The organism is Polaromonas sp., from assembly GCF_049790275.1.
Lineage (GTDB): Bacteria > Pseudomonadota > Gammaproteobacteria > Burkholderiales > Burkholderiaceae_C > Polaromonas.
In genome coordinates, this window is sequence record NZ_JBAQYR010000035.1 from 1 (window position 1) to 17,433 (window position 17,433).

At 62.7% G+C, this 17,433-nt stretch carries 14 protein-coding genes; 6 read left to right on the top strand and 8 right to left on the bottom strand.

Translation table 11 applies throughout. The features are described from left to right. Positions 1-262 precede the first annotated feature (262 nt). On the bottom strand, positions 263-1,492 hold the full coding sequence (locus WA904_RS04305) for an MFS transporter (protein ID WP_425195891.1): 1,230 nt from the start codon (positions 1,490-1,492) through the stop codon (positions 263-265). A 149-nt stretch (positions 1,493-1,641) separates the two neighbouring features. Here WA904_RS04305 and WA904_RS04310 point away from each other — a divergent pair, with 149 nt between their 5' ends. The 3 genes from WA904_RS04310 (at position 1,642) to parC (ending at position 7,069) form a co-directional block, all read left to right on the top strand. Next, positions 1,642-3,612, top strand: coding sequence for a DNA topoisomerase IV subunit B (locus WA904_RS04310; RefSeq protein WP_425195892.1), 1,971 nt, complete (start codon positions 1,642-1,644; stop codon positions 3,610-3,612). 105 nt (positions 3,613-3,717) lie between these two features. Next, the gene (locus WA904_RS04315; protein WP_425195893.1) at positions 3,718-4,548 is read left to right on the top strand and encodes a lytic transglycosylase domain-containing protein; all 831 of its coding nucleotides are present in this window, start codon (positions 3,718-3,720) and stop codon (positions 4,546-4,548) included. A gap of 163 nt (positions 4,549-4,711) precedes the next feature. After that, positions 4,712-7,069, top strand: a complete 2,358-nt coding sequence (parC, locus tag WA904_RS04320; protein ID WP_425195894.1) for a DNA topoisomerase IV subunit A — start codon at positions 4,712-4,714, stop codon at positions 7,067-7,069. A 211-nt stretch (positions 7,070-7,280) separates the two neighbouring features. Here parC and egtD read toward each other — a convergent pair whose 3' ends face one another. Then, entirely contained in the window at positions 7,281-8,300 is a 1,020-nt protein-coding gene (gene egtD, locus WA904_RS04325; RefSeq protein WP_425195895.1) for an L-histidine N(alpha)-methyltransferase, read from the bottom strand. A 174-nt stretch (positions 8,301-8,474) separates the two neighbouring features. On the opposite strand from egtD, the gene WA904_RS04330 reads away from it, so the two are divergent. Beyond that, complete coding sequence (locus WA904_RS04330) at positions 8,475-9,026, top strand: TlpA family protein disulfide reductase (RefSeq protein ID WP_425195896.1); 552 nt, start codon at positions 8,475-8,477, stop codon at positions 9,024-9,026. Positions 9,027-9,166: 140 nt separating this feature from the next. On the opposite strand, the gene WA904_RS04335 is transcribed toward WA904_RS04330, so the two are convergent. Continuing rightward, the gene (locus tag WA904_RS04335; protein ID WP_425195897.1) at positions 9,167-10,312 is read right to left on the bottom strand and encodes a hypothetical protein; all 1,146 of its coding nucleotides are present in this window, start codon (positions 10,310-10,312) and stop codon (positions 9,167-9,169) included. Between the two features lie 216 nt (positions 10,313-10,528). Here WA904_RS04335 and WA904_RS04340 point away from each other — a divergent pair, with 216 nt between their 5' ends. After that, complete coding sequence (locus tag WA904_RS04340; RefSeq protein ID WP_425195898.1) at positions 10,529-11,635, top strand: transglutaminase-like domain-containing protein; 1,107 nt, start codon at positions 10,529-10,531, stop codon at positions 11,633-11,635. Positions 11,636-11,758: 123 nt separating this feature from the next. Here WA904_RS04340 and WA904_RS04345 read toward each other — a convergent pair whose 3' ends face one another. The 5 genes from WA904_RS04345 to WA904_RS04365 form a co-directional block, all read right to left on the bottom strand. Continuing rightward, positions 11,759-12,667 carry an RluA family pseudouridine synthase gene (locus WA904_RS04345; protein ID WP_425195899.1) on the bottom strand — a complete coding sequence of 303 codons (909 nt, stop codon included), beginning with the start codon at positions 12,665-12,667 and terminating at the stop codon, positions 11,759-11,761. Continuing rightward, positions 12,664-13,398 (bottom strand): tRNA (guanosine(46)-N7)-methyltransferase TrmB, encoded by a 735-nt coding sequence (trmB, locus tag WA904_RS04350; RefSeq protein ID WP_425195929.1) that lies wholly within the window; start codon positions 13,396-13,398, stop codon positions 12,664-12,666. The genes WA904_RS04345 and trmB overlap by 4 nt, the downstream gene beginning before the upstream one ends. Further along, on the bottom strand, positions 13,398-14,351 hold the full coding sequence (gene gluQRS / locus WA904_RS04355) for a tRNA glutamyl-Q(34) synthetase GluQRS (RefSeq protein WP_425195900.1): 954 nt from the start codon (positions 14,349-14,351) through the stop codon (positions 13,398-13,400). Before gluQRS ends, trmB begins: the two co-directional genes overlap by 1 nt. Before the next feature lie 23 nt (positions 14,352-14,374). Next, on the bottom strand, positions 14,375-15,445 hold the full coding sequence (locus tag WA904_RS04360; RefSeq protein WP_425195901.1) for an NAD(P)/FAD-dependent oxidoreductase: 1,071 nt from the start codon (positions 15,443-15,445) through the stop codon (positions 14,375-14,377). Positions 15,446-15,599: 154 nt separating this feature from the next. Further along, positions 15,600-16,553, bottom strand: coding sequence for a LysR family transcriptional regulator (locus WA904_RS04365; protein WP_425195902.1), 954 nt, complete (start codon positions 16,551-16,553; stop codon positions 15,600-15,602). Between the two features lie 109 nt (positions 16,554-16,662). Between WA904_RS04365 and WA904_RS04370 the strand changes: the two genes are divergently transcribed. Next, entirely contained in the window at positions 16,663-17,364 is a 702-nt protein-coding gene (locus WA904_RS04370) for a pirin family protein (protein ID WP_425195903.1), read from the top strand. The last annotated feature ends 69 nt before the right edge of the window (positions 17,365-17,433 follow it).

Here is a 17,433-nt window from a genome sequence, read left to right on the forward strand (position 1 = left end):
GGAGGGAACGGGGTGAAAACAGCGCCACTCGGCGTTGCACTCCTAACCCAGACGCCCAGTCTGGGCGTCGTCGCGCGCCTTGATTGGCACTGTTTTCACCCCGTTCGCATTTGCACAAATAGCGTTAGCAGGCCCTATGGCTTAGAAGCAGGCCCAGATCTGGTCAGCTAGCGTCAGCAAAAAATCGGGCCGCAAATACAGCGCAAACACGCCCAGCGTGGCCGCAATGGCCAGTGCATACAGGGCGAGTTTGCGGGCCACGTCAGGCACCTTGGGGCAACCGGCCCGCTGCCGGCCGCTGGATGGCGGCCTCGCGCACCGGCAGGTTGACCAGCGCGGCAGCCACACCCAGCCCGATGGCGATGTACCAGACGATGTCGTAGCTGCCGGTGCGGTCGTACAGGTAGCCGCCCAGCCACACGCCCATGAAGGAACCGATCTGGTGGCTGAAAAAGATGAAGCCACTGAGCATGGACAGGTGCTGGATGCCGAAAATCTGTGCGACGACGGCATTCGTCGGTGGAACGGTAGACAGCCACAACAAGCCCATCAGGCTAGCAAAAATATAGACGCTAACCGGGCTCAGGGGGGCTGCGAGGAACACGGCGATGACGACGGACCGCGCGAAGTAAATGAAAGCGAGGATGTTTTTCTTCGCCAGCCTCTGTCCCAGGGCGCCGGCCGCATAGGTGCCGAACACATTGAACAGTCCGATCAGGGCCAGCGCGTAACTGGCGACCTGCGGCGAGAGCCCCTTGTCCCGCAGGTAGCTGGGCATGTGTACCCCGATAAACACCACCTGGAAACCGCAAACAAAATAGCCGGCCATCAGCAGCTGGAAGCTCGGATACTTGAAGGCTTCCTTGAGTGCCTGCAGGATGGTTTGTTCGCGCGGCGGTGCCTGGCCCGGGCCAAAGCTGGTTTCGCGCAGGCCGAAGGCCAGCGGCGCGATCAACAGCACCGCAGCACTCAGTACCAGCAGCGCTTCTTTCCAGCCCAGACCGCTGATCAGGAAACCCTCCACCGGCACCATCAGGAATTGCCCAAAGGAGCCGGCCGCCGCGGCGACACCCATGGCCCAGGAACGTTTTTCGGCCGGAATGTTGCGGCCGATGACACCGTAGATCACGGCATAGGTGGTGCCCGCCTGCGCCGCGCCTATCAGCACACCGGCTGTCAGCGTGAACAGCAGCCCGCTGGGTGACAGCGCCATGCCCACCAGACCCAGCGCATACAGCACCGCGCCGCCGGCAATGACACGAAAGGCGCCGAAGCGGTCGGCCAGCATGCCGGCAAAAATGCCGAACACGCCCCAGGACAGGTTCTGGATGGCAATGGCAAAGGCAAAGGTTTCGCGCGTCCAGCCCTGGGCCTGGGTGATCGGTTGCAACCACAGGCCGAAGCCGTGGCGGATGCCCATGGACAGGGTGACGATGGCGGCGCCGCAGATGAGCACCTGGGCGATGGAGAGGTTTCGGCTGGGAGATTGCATGCAGCGAATGTACCTAATGGTGTCGCTTTCTGCTTTTGAAAGTTTTTGCCGCCATTGATGCGAACCGGGCATGGATTTCAGGGTGTTGCGGAAAAAAACTGTATATTCATACAGTTTTAAAATCAGCCGGGTCTACAATCCACCCTCCCATGGTGACCAAACTACCCAACGACTATTCCGAAGGCTCGATCCGCGTGCTCAAGGGCCTTGAGCCCGTCAAGCAGCGGCCGGGCATGTACACGCGCACCGACAACCCCCTGCACATCATCCAGGAGGTGCTGGACAACTCCGCCGACGAGGCGCTGGCCGGCCACGGCAAGAAGATCAAGGTCACGCTGCACACGGACGGCTCGATCAGCATTGAGGACGACGGACGTGGCATTCCCCATGGCATGCACCCCGAGGAAAAGGCGCCGGTGATTGAACTGGTGTTCACCCGCCTGCACGCCGGGGGCAAGTTTGACAAGGGCCAGGGCGGGGCCTACAGTTTTTCCGGCGGCCTGCACGGCGTCGGCGTCAGTGTCACCAATGCCTTGTCCAAGCGCCTGGAGGTGAGCTCTTACCGTGACGGCATGGCCGCCACGCTGGTGTTCAGCGGAGGCGACGTCATCGAGAAGCTGCAACTGCGCAAGCAGGCCGAGGGCGACCGCAAGTCCGGCCTCACAGTACGTGCCTGGCCGGACAGCAAATATTTTGAAGCCTCGGCCCTGCCCATGGCCGAGCTGACCCACTTGCTGCGCAGCAAGGCGGTGCTGATGCCCGGCGTCACCGTGACGCTGGTGGTCGAAAAAACCAAAGAGGTGCAGACCTGGATTTACAAGGGCGGCCTGCGCGACTACCTGATGCAGACGCTGAGTGCCGATCCGGTGATTCCGCTGTTCGAAGGCGAGGGTTTCGCCGACGCGGCGCACGACAGTTTTGCCGAGGGCGAGGGCGCCCAGTGGTGCCTGGCCTTTACTGAAGACGGTCAGCCGGTGCGCGAAAGCTACGTCAACCTGATCCCGACCAGCGCCGGCGGCACGCACGAAAGCGGCCTGCGCGACGGCGTGTTCCAGGCGGTCAAGAGTTTCATCGAGCTGCACTCGCTGCTGCCCAAGGGTGTGAAGCTCCTGCCCGAAGACGTGTTTGCCCGCGCCAGTTATGTGCTCTCCGCCAAGGTACTGGATCCGCAGTTCCAGGGCCAGATCAAGGAGCGGCTCAACTCGCGCGATGCGGTGCGGCTGGTTTCCAGCTTTGTGCGCCCGACGCTGGAGCTCTGGCTGAACCAGCATGTCGATTACGGCAAAAAACTCGCCGAACTGGCCATCAAGGCGGCGCAGACCCGCCAGAAAGCCGGCCAGAAAGTTGAAAAACGCAAAGGCTCGGGTGTGGCCGTGTTGCCGGGCAAGCTGACCGACTGTGAAAGCAAGGACCTGGCGCACAACGAAGTGTTTCTGGTCGAGGGCGATTCCGCCGGTGGCAGCGCCAAGATGGGCCGCGACAAGGAAAGCCAGGCCATCCTGCCGCTACGCGGCAAGGTGCTCAACACCTGGGAGGTCGAGCGCGACCGGCTGTTTGCTAACACCGAGATCCACGACATCGCGGTCGCCATCGGCGTGGATCCGCATGGCCCCAACGATTCGCCTGACCTCAGTGGCCTGCGTTACGGCAAGATCTGCATCCTCAGCGATGCCGACGTGGACGGATCCCACATCCAGGTCCTGCTACTGACCCTGTTTTTCCGGCACTTCCCCAAACTGATCGAAAGCGGCAATATTTTTGTGGCCAGGCCGCCGCTGTTTCGGGTGGATGCGCCGGCCCGCGGGAAGAAACCCGCATCGAAGGCGTACGCGCTGGATGAGGGTGAGTTGATCGCGATTCTGGATAAATTGCGCAAGGAAGGCGTGCGCGAAGGGGCCTGGGCCATCAGCCGCTTCAAGGGCTTGGGCGAAATGAATGCGGAACAATTGTGGGAAACCACACTCAATCCTGATACCCGTCGGCTGTTGCCGGTGCAACTCGGCAACTTCGACTTTGCCCAGACCGAAAGTCTGGTGACCAAATTGATGGGCAAGGGCGAAGCCGCGGCGCGGCGCGAATTGATGGAACTTCACGGCGATGCCGTGGAGATCGATATTTAAAAGGACCTTCATGCGCGATCCGCGGACTTCTGCAGCGTGGGCTGCATGATGCATAAAATGTGGCTCCAGCCCTTGTGGCACGGGCGTAGGCAGCTATCATTTTTGATGGTTGCTGCCGCCATGCTGCTGGCTGTGACGCCGGCTCGCGCCGATGTCTGGGGCTACGTGGATGACAAGGGCGTGGCCCATTTCTCGGCCGAACGGCTCGATGAGCGCTACCAGCTGTTTTTTCGCGGTGGCGATAGTTTCGACACCAGCCGCGGAGGGCGTGGTTCTTCGGGTGTTTTGGGCAGCGGCAGCTCCGGTGCACCGCCCAAGTTGCTGGCCTTCTTCGATGTTTCGCCGAACTACAAGGCGGTCAAGCATTTGTTGCGTGAAGCGGCGGTGGTCAACGACATCGACTACGAGCTGCTGCAGGCGCTGATTGCCACGGAATCGGGCTTCAACACCCATGCGGTGTCGCCCAAGGGTGCCATCGGCCTGATGCAACTGATGCCGCCCACCGCTCAGCGTTACGGCGTGCGGGCCGACAAGAATTCGCCGATCGAAAAAAAGCTGACCGATCCGAAGACCAACATCCGTGCCGGCTCACGTTACCTGCGCTACCTGATCGACATGTTCCCCGGCCAGCTGGAACTGGCGGTTGCTGCCTACAACGCCGGTGAAGGCGCGGTCCAGCGCGCAGGCAACAAAATCCCCAACTACCCTGAAACCAGAAACTACGTCAAAACCGTGATGCAGTTGTATGGCCACCTGACACCGCCCAGCGCGATCGGCAACGCGCGCCGCTCCGGCCGCGTCAGGCTGGAAATGATGGGCGGCAGCAAAGTGCCGTCCAGCCCGGCCATCGGAGGCGCCATCGGACGCGGCAACCAGTTGCCGGCGCTTGTGGTGCAAAGCCCGGTCGCGCCGGAGTTCAGGGTCGAACGCGACTGAATGTCCGGTGCGCGGTTCGCGTGGTCCCCGTGAGGCGAGGTAGCGCCAGTGCCGAGGCCATAATTCCCTGCGATGGCCCGCCGGACCGGTGGCCTGGCCAAATTCCCTCTTCTCCCTTCTCCCTTCTCCCTTCTCCTTCTGATACTTTTGCAGTTTGAACCCGATGGACGATCTTTTTACACCTGACTTGCCTTCCAGCCCCGAGTTGCCTGACCAGGAATCGCTGGCCGCTTATGCCCAGCGCGCCTACCTTGAATACGCGCTGAGCGTGGTCAAGGGCCGGGCCCTGCCCGATATCTGCGACGGCCAGAAACCGGTGCAGCGCCGCATCATGTTCGCCATGGCGCGCATGGGGCTGGGCTTTTCCGGCAACAGCGGCGCCAAGCCCGTCAAAAGCGCGCGGGTGGTTGGCGACGTGCTCGGCAAATACCATCCGCACGGCGACCAGGCGGCCTATGACGCGATGGTGCGCATGGCGCAGGATTTCAGCCAGCGTTACCCGTTGATCGATGGCCAGGGCAACTTCGGCAGCCGTGACGGTGATGGCGCGGCGGCTATGCGTTACACCGAGGCACGGCTGTCGAAAATCACCACCTTGCTGCTCGACGAGCTTGACGAAGGCACGGTCGACTTCGTGCCGAATTACGACGGGTCTTTTGATGAGCCGCGCCAACTGCCGGCGCGTTTGCCGTTCACGCTGCTTAACGGCGCCAGCGGCATTGCCGTGGGCCTGGCCACCGAAATCCCCAGTCACAACCTGCGGGAAGTGGCCGACGCCTGCATTGGGCTGATCAGGACGCCTAAGCTCAGCGACGAAGAGCTGTACACGCTGATCGCCGGGCCGGACTACCCGGGTGGCGGGCAGATCATTTCCAGCACGGCCGACATTGCCGCGGCGTACAGCACGGGCCGCGGTTCGCTCAAGGTGCGCGCGCGCTGGAAGATTGAGGACCTGGCGCGCGGCCAGTGGCAGCTGGTGGTGCAGGAGCTGCCGCCCGGCGTGAGCACACAACGTGTGCTGGAAGAGATTGAAGAGATCACCAACCCGAAAATCAAGGCTGGCAAGAAGGCCCTGAGCCTGGACCAGGTGCAGCTCAAGCAAACGGTGCTGGCCGTGCTTGACGTGGTGCGTGACGAGTCGAGCAAGGACGCCGCGGTGCGCCTGGTGTTCGAGCCCAAGACCAGCCGCATCAGCCAGACCGAGCTGATCACGACCCTGCTGGCCCACACCAGCCTGGAAAGCTCGTCGACGATCAACCTCACCATGATCGGGCTGGACGGCAAGCCGACGCAGAAGAACCTGCGCCAGATGCTGCAGGAATGGATCAGCTTTCGCCAGACCACGATAGAGCGGCGTTCACAACACCGCCTGAACAAGGTGCTGGACCGCATCCACATCCTCGAGGGCCGGCAGCTGGTGCTGCTCAACATCGACGAGGTGATCGCCATCATCCGCCAGGCCGAAGAGCCCAAGGCTGCGCTGATTGCGCGCTTCAATCTGAGTGACCGGCAGGCCGAAGACATTCTTGAAATCCGCCTGCGCCAGCTGGCCAGGCTGGAAGCCATCAAGATCGAGCAGGAGCTCAAAAGCCTGCGCGAAGAGCAGGGCAAGCTCGAGGAAATCCTCGGCAGCCCGGCTGCGCTGCGCCGCCTGATGATCAAGGAGATCGAGGCCGACGCCAAGCAGTTTGCCGATCCGCGCCGCACCCTGATCCAGGCCGATAAAAAAGCCGTGCTTGAAGTCAAGGTGATCGATGAGCCGGTGACGGTGGTGGTCAGCGCCAAGGGCTGGGTACGCGCACGTAGCGGCCATGGCCATGACGCTGCCAGCTTTGCCTTCAAGTCGGGCGATGGCCTGTACGGCACCTTCGAATGCCGCACGGTGGACAGCCTGCTGGTGTTCGGCACCGCGGCCAAAGGCACGGGCCGGGTGTATTCGATCCCGGTCGCCATGCTGCCCGGCGCGCGCGGCGACGGCCAGCCGGTGACCACGCTGATCGAGCTTGAAAGCGGGACCCACCCGGCGCATTATTTTGCCGGCCCACCGGGCGCCACGCTGCTGCTCAGCGGCAGCGGCGGCTACGGTTTCCTGGCCACGGTGGAAAACATGACATCGCGCCTCAAAGCCGGCAAGGCTTTCATCAGCTGCGGTGAGGGCGAATCGATCTGCAAGCCATCGCCTGTCTCTGGCAGCAGCGGCGCCGTGCCCCTGAATCCGGCCACCCATGTGGCCTGCGCTTCCACCGGCGGCCGCATCCTCACCTTCGAGATCAGCGAACTCAAGACCCAGCCGGCCGGCGGCCGCGGCCTGATGCTGATTGACCTGGACGCCAAGGACACCCTGGCCGGCGCGGCGGCTTACACCCGCAGCGTGAAGATCGAAGGCATTGGCCGCGGCGGCAAGGTACGCGAGGAAACACTGGAAATCCGCAGCCTGAACAACGCCAGGGCAGCGCGTGCCCGCAAAGGCAAGGCGGCGGACCTGGGCTTCAAACCTTCAGCGATATCGCGGGCTGAATAGTCTCTATACGCTATCGATTTGGTAGCTGCTTGCGCCCGCCAGCAAAGGGCTAGAGATCGATTTATTTCGATAATTCGAGCTTGTAGACTTGTTTTTTTTCGGCGATTTGTGGTGTGCCAGCAAGCCGGCTACTCCCGGCCAGCAGGAAAACCACTATCAGTCGAATCGAAGAAGGCTTTGACGGGCCCGGCCCAAGCGGCAAGACAGCTTGCTAAACCGAAGCCCAGAACACCGCGAACCAGTCTTTCGGATCGGTCCAGTAACTGATCTGCGTGAAGCCGGCACGCCGCAGCAGTGCTGTCATGGACGCCACTGTGTATTTGCAGGAGTTTTCTGTGTGGATGCGTTCTCCGCCGCGGAAAGCCCGTTCACCTCCGGGCCAGTGCACCATCAGGTTGCGCTGGGCCTGCAGGTACATCTCGATGCGGGATTCGGTTTCGTTGAAGAGTGCCAGGTGGCGCCACTGGCGCACATCGAAGTCGCTGCCTAGCAGTGTGTTGACGTGGCGCAGCAGGTTTTTGTTGAAGGCCGCTGTCACGCCCAGCGCATCGTCATAGGCAGCCTCCAGGGTGGTCTTGTCTTTCACGAGGTCAATGCCCAGCAGCAGGCCGCGTGCGGCGCCTTGCGCCGGGTCGACCATTTGCTGCAAAAAAGTGAGAGCCTGGTCGGGCGAAAAATTTCCCAGGCTCGAACCGGGGTAGAAGAAAACGCGGTCGCGGCGCTGAACTTGGGGCGGTAGTGCCAGCTCGGCGGAAAAGTCCATGCCTATCCCCACAATATCCAGGGCGGGGAAAGTGGTCTGCACCTGCTCGGCGGCATCCCGCAGGAAGTCCGCCGAAATGTCGACCGGTACATACTGTTTCGGCTTCAGATAGGGAATCAGCTTCGCGGCTTTCGCGCAATTGCCGGCACCCAGGTCAATCAGGCAGGGCTGTTTGATGCCCGCACCGGCCACGGTCTCGGCAATGCTCCGGTAGGCTGTATCGAAAATGCCGGCCTCGGTGCGCGTCGGGTAATACTCGTCGAGCTGCGTGATGGTTTCAAACAGCTGGGAGCCAAGCGCATCGTAAAAATACTTGGGCGCCACGCTGGCGGCCACGGCATTCAGGCCTTCGGCCAGTTCATGCGCCACATCAGGAGCCGGGCCTTGCGCGGACGCCTGGTGGCAATTGATGAACTGCGGGGACGCAGGGGCCAGGGCCAGCTTGGGGCGTTTGAGGGGAGCGTTCAAAATGGGTTCAGCAGGTGCTGCATGTGGTTCGTCAATTTACTTCAGCGGCTTGCCTGCCTTTGTAGGACAGTTTCTCTTTGCACGCCTTGGGGGAATTGCGCTTGATTTTCGGGCCGTACCAGATGCCCCGTACATCACGGGGTTCATTCTGCCCTGCTAAGCTTGGTCGCAACCATGGCTTCTTTCTTACATCCCCTGGCATCCCGGCGCCTTTTTTTGCAGGGCGCTGCGCTGGCCGGTACATCGCTGGTGCTGGGTCGGCAGGCCCTGGCAGCCGGTGAGGCAGCCTATACCGTATCACCCTGGCAGGGCGCCGTGCCACCGCTGCAGGCAGTGGATACCCAGGGCAAAACCTGGCGGCTCGATGGGCTCAAGGGCCGTGCGGTGCTGCTCAACTTCTGGGCCAGCTGGTGCGAGCCCTGCCGCGCCGAGATGCCCACCCTGCAACAGGTTGCCGACCTGTACGGTTCCGACAAGCTGCTGGTGCTGGCGATCAATTTCAAGGAACACCCGGCACGTGCCATCCAGTTTGCCGCCAGCACCGGGCTGAGCCTGCCCATTCTGCTGGACCCCCAGGGCCAGGCCGCGCGTGCCTGGGGCATCAAGGTGTTTCCCTCCACGGTGCTGGTGGACCGCCAGGGCTGGCCGCGCCAGCGGGTGCAGGGTGAGGTTGACTGGACCGGCGCCGCCGCCGCACAGTGGCTGGAGGCCTTGCTCAAGCAGTAGGCGAACTACCCCTGGTTAGTTGAGCGACCATGGGGATCTTCTCCCTGCCAGCCAGGGCCGCGGATCTGGCTTTGCCAGTCCGCAGGCGCAGCGGCCCCCTCGGGGGGCAGCGAGGACACGAAGTGCCGAGCGTGGAGGCCCTATTCCGTGGGCAGGACGAGGTCAGCCGTCCCGGGGCAGACCCAGCGCGCAAATTCGCGCGTGGTGTCCAGGCAGCCACCATGGCGGTACACGCCGCGCGGTTCACGGTAACGCAGCATGACCGCGAGGATTCGTTCGACCTCGGATGCATCCTGGCGTGCGGCAGCGACCAGTGCTTCGACTTTTTCCTCGTTGATACGCTTGTCGCCTTTTTCGTCCAGGTAGATCGCGTTGCGCCAATGGTAGATCTCCAGGCATTTGTCGGTCAGGGTGAAGGGTTGCTCGCGTTTCCAGAAATTGCTGAACAGCCCGTCGCCCATATAAATGACCCAGGAACCTTCATAACCCGATGCATCGGCCGACGGCTCATCGGGGTTGCGAAACCAGGTCCTGTCCCCCGGCACGAAATAGCGGGGAGGCAAGGGTTCCTCCATGGAGCCCTGTTCCCGCAGGAAAACGTCGTGAAACTGGCCTGACATGATAGGCCGCTCGTTCCAGAATGCCTGCAGTTGCGCATACAGCGCCGGGTTGCAACTTGCCAGTTCTTCGGCAATGCCCAGCAGGATGACATATTCCGTGGCGCGGTAACAGGAGAACGAATACAAGGCCCCGGAAACCTCGGGCTGCGTTGCCTTGGCAAGTGCGGTGACCAGCGAGACACCGGGCCGGATGACGAAGCCGGCGTCTTCCTTGTAGGTCCAGCAGTCTTCGGGCCTTTCCGCCTGGCTGGTGTGGAAGGCCAGCGTCGTTTTGCGTGCAGCCCGTGCAATGTTGTGGCGGATGTGCACGGCTGACACGAGCTCTTCCAGGCAGGGGAATTCGAAAGCGACCGGTCCCATCAGCATGGCCAGCACGATCTCGCGCATCAGACCGGCGCTCCGTTGTCCGGAGTCGAGCTGGAGGGTGTGGCTCAGCGCCAGGGTGTCATAACCGGGGGCCCAAGCGTCAACCTTCTTTGTGTCGAGCCTGAACTGCAAGTACGGACCCGCAGCATCCATGCCTTCCGTGCTGTGCACGCAATACGCCAGGTCCAGCACGTCCAGCTGTAACAACACGGATTGTCGGATCGCCGCGAATTCCTGGCCGGCGTCCCTGCGCAGCAGGATGCCTTGCGGATCCGTTGGTTGTTTGCCTGATTTACCCATCCATCGTCTCCGGCGTTCAGTCTTTTGTCGTGGGAGCATGCAACTTCGGCGGCGCACGCGACGCAGGGCTGCCGGAGAAATATAACCGACGCCCTGCACAGTGAAAGCGGCCATAATTGCCCCGCGATACTGGGTTTTCCCTGTGCCGCATGGACATTCCGGTGCACTTTCACATGCCTGGCCACGTCCGCCCACCCACTTTCCGGAGTTCTCTTGATGACCACCGTACGCCGTACCTTTCTTAAAAATGCCGCCGCTGCCTCTGTGGCCGCTGCATTCCCCTCGATCCATTTCGCGCAGACCCCTGCCGCTCGCCGCAACTTCGCCCCACAAAGCGGCGCTTGGCGCACCTTTGACGTGACAACGCGCGTTGACATCGTCAAACCACAGGGCGTGACCAAGGTCTGGCTGCCCATTCCCTCCGTCAACAGCGACTACCAGCGTTCGCAGGGCAACAGTTTTTCCAGCAACGGCGCGACCGACCTGACCGATGACGGCGTGGACGGCGCGAAGATGCTGTACGTGGAATTCCCCGCCGGCCTGGCGCAACCTTTTGTTGAACTGACCAGTCGCGTGCAAACCCAGGGCCGCGCCATCGACTGGGCGCACAAAACCGCGGTGCGGGAAGACGCGGACACCCTGCGTTATTTCACACGCCCGACCAAATTCCTGCCGACCGACGGCATTGTCCGCACCACGGCGCAACAAGCCATCGGCAATGCCAAAACCGACGTCGAAAAAACACGAAAGATCTATGACTGGATCGTGGCCAACACCTACCGCGACCCCAAGGTGCGCGGCTGCGGCGAGGGCGACATCAAGACCATGCTGGAAACCGGCAACCTGGGCGGCAAGTGTGCCGACCTGAATGCGTTGTTCGTCGGCCTGTGCCGCTCGGTGGGCATTCCGGCGCGCGATGTGTACGGCATTCGCCTGGTGCCTTCAGCCTTTGGCTACAAGGAGCTCAGCGGCAACCCGGCCAGCCTCAAGGGCGCGCAGCACTGCCGCTCGGAAGTTTTCCTCAAGGGTTATGGCTGGGTGGCCATGGACCCTGCCGATGTGGCCAAGGTCATGCGCCTGGAAACGGCCAGCTGGATCAAGAACACCACCGACCCGGTGGTCGCCCCGGTCAACAAGGCGCTGTTCGGTGGCTGGGAGGGCAACTGGATGGCCTACAACACCGCGCATGACATCGCGCTGCCGAACTCGAAGCTGGAGAAGCTGGGCTTTTTCATGTACCCCGTGGGCGAAAACGCTGCCGGCCGTTTTGACTCCTACACGCCGGATGATTTCAAGTACCAGATCACCGCAAAAGAGATTTGAGCCCCCACGCTTGCTCACTGCGTGTAGCCGCTGTCCCCCCCGAGGGGGCGCTGCGCCTGCGGCCCGGCGAAGCCGGTTCCGCGGCCCCTGCTTGAAATAGAGCCCCCGTTTCGGCGTCGCTGCTTAGGGCAGTTCCAAGCAGCGCTTACTGCTGAACTCCCTGCGCTCCCCGGTAAAGGGGTCGTCGAAGGCAATGCGCCTGGCCAGCAGCTGCAGCGGACAGCGGTAATCGTCTTCAGGGGTAGGGTCCAGCGGCGGATAGACACGATCGTTCACGATGGGCAGGCCCAGCGCATGCATGTGTACGCGCAGCTGGTGTTTTTTGCCGGTGACCGGGCTCAGGCCGTAACGTGCCAGCGGCCCGCTGATTTCAAGCAATTCGATGTGGGTTTCGCTATTTGGTGGGCCGGCCACTTCGGCCTGTCGAAAAAAGGGCTGGCCTTCCACGATGCGGCTGGCGCAGACCCTTGGAAACGTCAGATCGTCGCGCCAGGGTGCAATCGCTTCATACCACTTGCTGACCTCGCGCTGGCGGAACAGGTCCTGGTAGGCGGCGCGTTCCTGCGGCTGCACTGAAAACAGCACCAGTCCGGCGGTTTCGCGGTCAATCCGGTGGATGGGGCTAAGCCCTGCGACGCCCAGCCGGTTTTTCAGCCGAACCAGCAGGGTTTCCTGCAGGTAGTGGCCCGAGGGCGTGACCGGCAAAAAATGCGGCTTGTCGACGACAACCAGATGGTCGTCCTGGAACAGCAGCTCTTCGTCAAAAGGGATGCGGGTCTCCGCTGGCAGGGTGCGGTAGTAATACAGCCGCATGTGGCCGCGGTAGGCACGCGCAGGCGTGACGGCCTCGCCGAACTCATCGAAAACCTCCCCGGCGGCCATGCGTTCCAGCCACACCGCACGTGGAATGTCAGGAAAACGCTGGGCGAGAAAGTCGGTGATGGTGGACCAGTTGCCGGCAGGCAGACTGACGCAACTCGGGCCGACACCTTCGCGCGTGGGCAGGCCTCCGAGCGCGGGCTTGTCTTTCACTCGCGTTCGAACACCAGGTCCCAGACACCGTGCCCGAGCTTGATGCCGCGGTTTTCGAATTTGGTCAATGGGCGGTAGTCGGGCTTGGCGGCATAACCGTCGCTGCTGGCAGCCGTGTTTTTCAGCAGCGGCTCCGCGCGCAGGACCTCGAGGATCTGCTCGGCATACGGTTGCCAGTCGGTGGCGCAATGCAGGTAGCCCCCGGGTTTGAGACGGGAAACCAGCCTGGACACCAGCGGCCCCTGGATCAGACGGCGCTTGTTGTGCTTTTTCTTGTGCCAGGGGTCGGGAAAAAAAATGTGCACGCCGTCGAGGCTGCCGGGCGCCAGCATGTGGTCCAGCACCTGCACCGCGTCGTGCTGCAGGATGCGGATGTTGCTTAGCCCCTGCTCGGTGATGCGTTTGAGCAGCGCGCCGACACCCGGTGTGTGCACTTCGCAGCAGAGGAAGTTTTTTTCAGGCAGCAAGGCCGCAATCTGTGCAGTGGCTTCGCCCATGCCGAAGCCGATCTCGAGAATCGTTGGCGCGGCACGTCCGAAGGCGGCTTCGATATCCAGCGGCGCTGCCGAATAAGGCAGGAGGAACTTCGGCCCGGCATCGGCAAAAGCCCTGGCCTGGCCAGCGGTGGTGCGGCCGGTGCGCAGTACAAAACTGCGGATGGTGCGCAGGTGGCTGGCGTCAGGTGAGGCGCCTTCTGGCGGGGCGGACGGCGGAGTGGTGGGGGATTCAATCACCGGTCAATTTTAGTCGCCCGGCTCCAGAGGGCGACGGCTTGCTGCAGCCAGTCAGCGGGCGTCTGTGCAAGGATGCCTGCGGGAAGTCCGAGAACCCGCCCGGCCTCGTTCAATACTTGCAGCGGCCGGCTGGTGTCCAGCGGCGTGGCGCCGTTTTGTTTGGAGAGTTTTTCCCCGTTGACACCCAGCACCAGCGGCGTGTGCAGGTAACGCGGCAGGGGCAGCCCCAGCGCGCGCTGCAGCAATATCTGCCGCGCCGTGTTGTCAGCGAGGTCTTCACCGCGAACCACGTCGGTGATGCCCTGCGCACCGTCGTCCACGACCACCGCCAGCTGGTAGGCCCAGAGGCCATCGGCGCGCTTGAGCACAAAGTCGCCCACAGCTTCTCCCACATTCTGCTGCTGCGGCCCGAGGCGGCGATCCTGCCAGTGAAGCGGTTGATTTGCTATTGAATCAGGAGCTGCTTGCGCCCGTCTCATAGGGGCTGGAGGCCAATTTTGTTCAATACTTCCGGCGAAGAAGCGCCAGGCGCGCGCAAGGCGGCCCTGCAGGCCCCCGCGGCAGGTCCCCGGATAAACCAGTTCGCCATGGCGTGGCCGCGGCTGGCCGCGGGCGGCAATTTCCCGCTCGATGTCCTGCCGTGTACAGGCACAGGGGTAAGCAAGGTCAGAGGCGATCAACTGGTCCAGCGCGGCCTGGTACTTGGTGCTGCGCTGTAACTGATAGAGCGGCGGCGCATCCGGAACAAGGCCGCAGGCAGCCAGCTGCTGGAGGATGAGGGCAGCTGCGCCGGGCACGCAGCGCGGCGTGTCGATGTCCTCGATGCGAACCAGCCAGCGGCCCTGGTGAGCCCGTGCGTCCAGCCAGCTGGCCAGTGCCGCAACGAGAGAGCCCGCATGCAGCGGACCTGTTGGCGAGGGTGCAAACCGCCCTGTGTATGCGGTCCCCATGCGGACGTTTCCTGTTGGGCTGTTCAGGCCAGGGCGAGGGCCATTTCAAGACCCGACACAAAAGCGTCTTCCACCCGGTGACCCAGGCACCAGTCGCCACAGGCACCTATGCCCAGTTTGGCATCCAGCAGATGGGATTGGCCCAGGGGTTCGGTGGTCTGGGCATAACGCCAGCGGTGTACGGCAGCATGGCTGGGTTGGGCGCGTATGCCGGTGACTTCGGTGAAGGCCTTGAGCAGTTTGGCCTTGACGCGTTCGTCGTCATCTTCCAGATGGCGTTCGGACCATTCCGGGCTGGCCTGCACGGTCCAGCGTTCGATGGCGCTGCGTCCCGGCTTGGACGATTCGCGTGCCAGCCAGGCAATGCGGTGGTGGGTGCTGCGTGCTGCATTCCAGTGCGGGCCCAGATGCGGCAGGGTGGGTTGCATGGCCTGCGGGAAGGCCAGCATCAGTGTCCAGCAGGGGGCAATGGCGATGCCTCCCAGCACCGGCATCAGGGCCTTGCCCTGCTGGGAACTCAGCAGCAGGGCGTGGGCCTGCGGTGCAGGCACGGCCAGCACCACTGCATCAAAGCCGGAATACACCCGGCTGCTGGCACCCGGGCCTTCGGTCTGCAGTTGCCAGCGCTCGGGATGCAGCTTGTCGCGCTCCATCCGGATCACCTGGGTTTCCAGCATCAGCGCGCCGGCCGCGTCCAGTGGCTGGGCCCATTGCTTGAGCAGCGCGTTCATGCCCGGTGTGGCCACCCAGTGCGCCTCCTTGGGTGGCAGCGAGGCGGCCACCACGCGGCCTGCTTCGTCGAGGATGCGCACGGTATTGGCGCTCCAGGGGCGCACCAGGCCTGGGCTGGTGGCCAGGGCTTTTTCGAAACGTGTGTCGCGTACGGTGAAATACTGCGTGCCGTGGTCAAACCCCCCGAACTCTGTGTTGCGGGTGGACATCCGGCCGCCCGGGCCGCGGCTTTTTTCAAACACCGTCACCTGGTGGCCTGCCTGCATCAGTGTGCGTGCACAGGCAATGCCGGCCATGCCCGCGCCAACCACGGCTATATGGCGTTTCACGGGAGCGGAAGCTGGACGGGGGTTTTTTGTCATGTCTTGTACTTTTTATCGGTTGGTCAGGGGAGGGACATTCATGTGTTTTGCATGGCGGGCTTCGCGCCATTTTCGCAGCCCGGCATCCAGATGAATACAAATCATGGTGACACTCTACACGCTGGCGCCGATGCGGCGCCAGATACCAGCTTTTTTAAACCGCATGTTCGCGCTCCAGCAGCGCCTTTCGTGTCCCGGGTTTTACCAGTTGGCTGAGCCACCACTGCAGGGCACGGCCTTCACTTCCAGCGGTCACGCGGCGCCAGGCGTAACTGACGGGGATGACACGCTCGGCCCGCTGCACGCGTTTTTCCACCAGTCGACCCGTGGCGATGTGCGGCCGCGCGAGGTATTCAGGCAAAAAGCCGCCACCCAGGCCGCGTAGCTGCGCGTCGAGTTTTTCCTGCATGCCGGGCACCGTGAAGATGTCCTGGCCCCCCAGCAGGCCGACGGTGACGCCGCTGCCGCGCTGCACCGAATCGGCGACCGCAACGGCGCGATGCGGCATGAGCATCGCGTCGGTGACGGGTTCGGCGGCGTTGGCCAGCGGGTGATGCGGCGCAACGGCATAAATGAAATGAATGCTGCCCAGCGGCTTGCTCTGGACCGATTTGTGAATACCCGGCTCGATCGCCACACCAATGGACAGGTCGGCCTGCCCCGACGTGAGGGCTTCGAGCGTGCCTGACAGGGCTTCTTCCCGAAGGCGCAGCCGTGTCGGCGGGTTCAATGCAAAAAAAGCCTCGCACAGCTCCATCACGGTGGTGCGCGAGATCACGCTGTCCACTGCCAGGGTCAACTCCGGCTCCCAGCCGGTCGCCACGCGTTTGACGCGGTTGGCCACTGCGTCGAGCTCGGCCAGCAGGCGGTTGCCTTCGCGCAGCAGTTCCTTGCCGGCTTCGGTGAGTCTGGCCTGACGCGAGGAGCGGTCGAACAGCAGCACGTCCAGGGCGTCTTCCACCTGCCGGATGCGGTAGGTCAGCGCGCTGGGAACCACGCCCAGTTCACGTGCCGCCGCCGCCATGCTGCCGGTACGGTGCACGGTTCCGATCAGGCCCAGCGTTTCCGGCGTCAGGGCATCGCGCACCCGGTTGTTGATCGTTGGCATGGTTCCAGTTCAAATAATTTGAATGATGCCATCAAACAGCCGCAATGGACAACACCGCTTCGGCGCCTACATTGGAGGCATTGCAAACGCACCTTGAAAGGAGCACACGATGATGACCAAACGATCTTCCAGCGAACGCGGCTATGCCGACCACGGCTGGCTCAAGTCTTTTCACTCCTTCTCGTTTGCGGGCTACTACGATCCGGCGCACATGGGTTTTGGCAACCTGCGGGTGATCAATGAAGACCGCATTGCCGCCGGTCGCGGTTTTGGCACACACGGCCACAGGGACATGGAAATCATCAGCTATGTACTGAGCGGCGAGCTGGCGCACCAGGACAGCATCGGCAACATCAAGGGCATCCCACCCGGTGATGTGCAGCGCATGAGTGCAGGCACCGGTGTGCAGCACAGCGAGTTCAACCATGCCGAAGGCCAGACCACGCATTTCCTGCAGATCTGGATTGAACCCAATGTGACGGGCATTCCGCCCAGCTACGAACAGAAGACCTTTCCCGAAAATGAAAAGCGCGGCACACTGCGGCTGGTGGCGTCCCCCGACGGGGCCCGGGATTCGGTGACGGTGCACGCCGATGCCAGGCTTTATGCAGGCCTGTTCGATGGCGATGAAACTGCTGAAATGACGCTGAATCCGCAGCGCAAGACGTATGTGCACCTGGTGCGCGGGGAACTCCAGGTCAACGGGCAGCCTCTGAGTGCAGGCGATGCGTTCAAGCTGGAAGCCGAGAGCCGGTTGCAGCTGTCCCATGGCAAGGCGGCCGAGGTGCTCGTGTTCGATCTCGCAGGCTGAACCGGAAGGCCCGGTACTTGCACCGCCGGGCGCTTCGGTTCATTATTTTTCTTTCATCACTTCAACAAA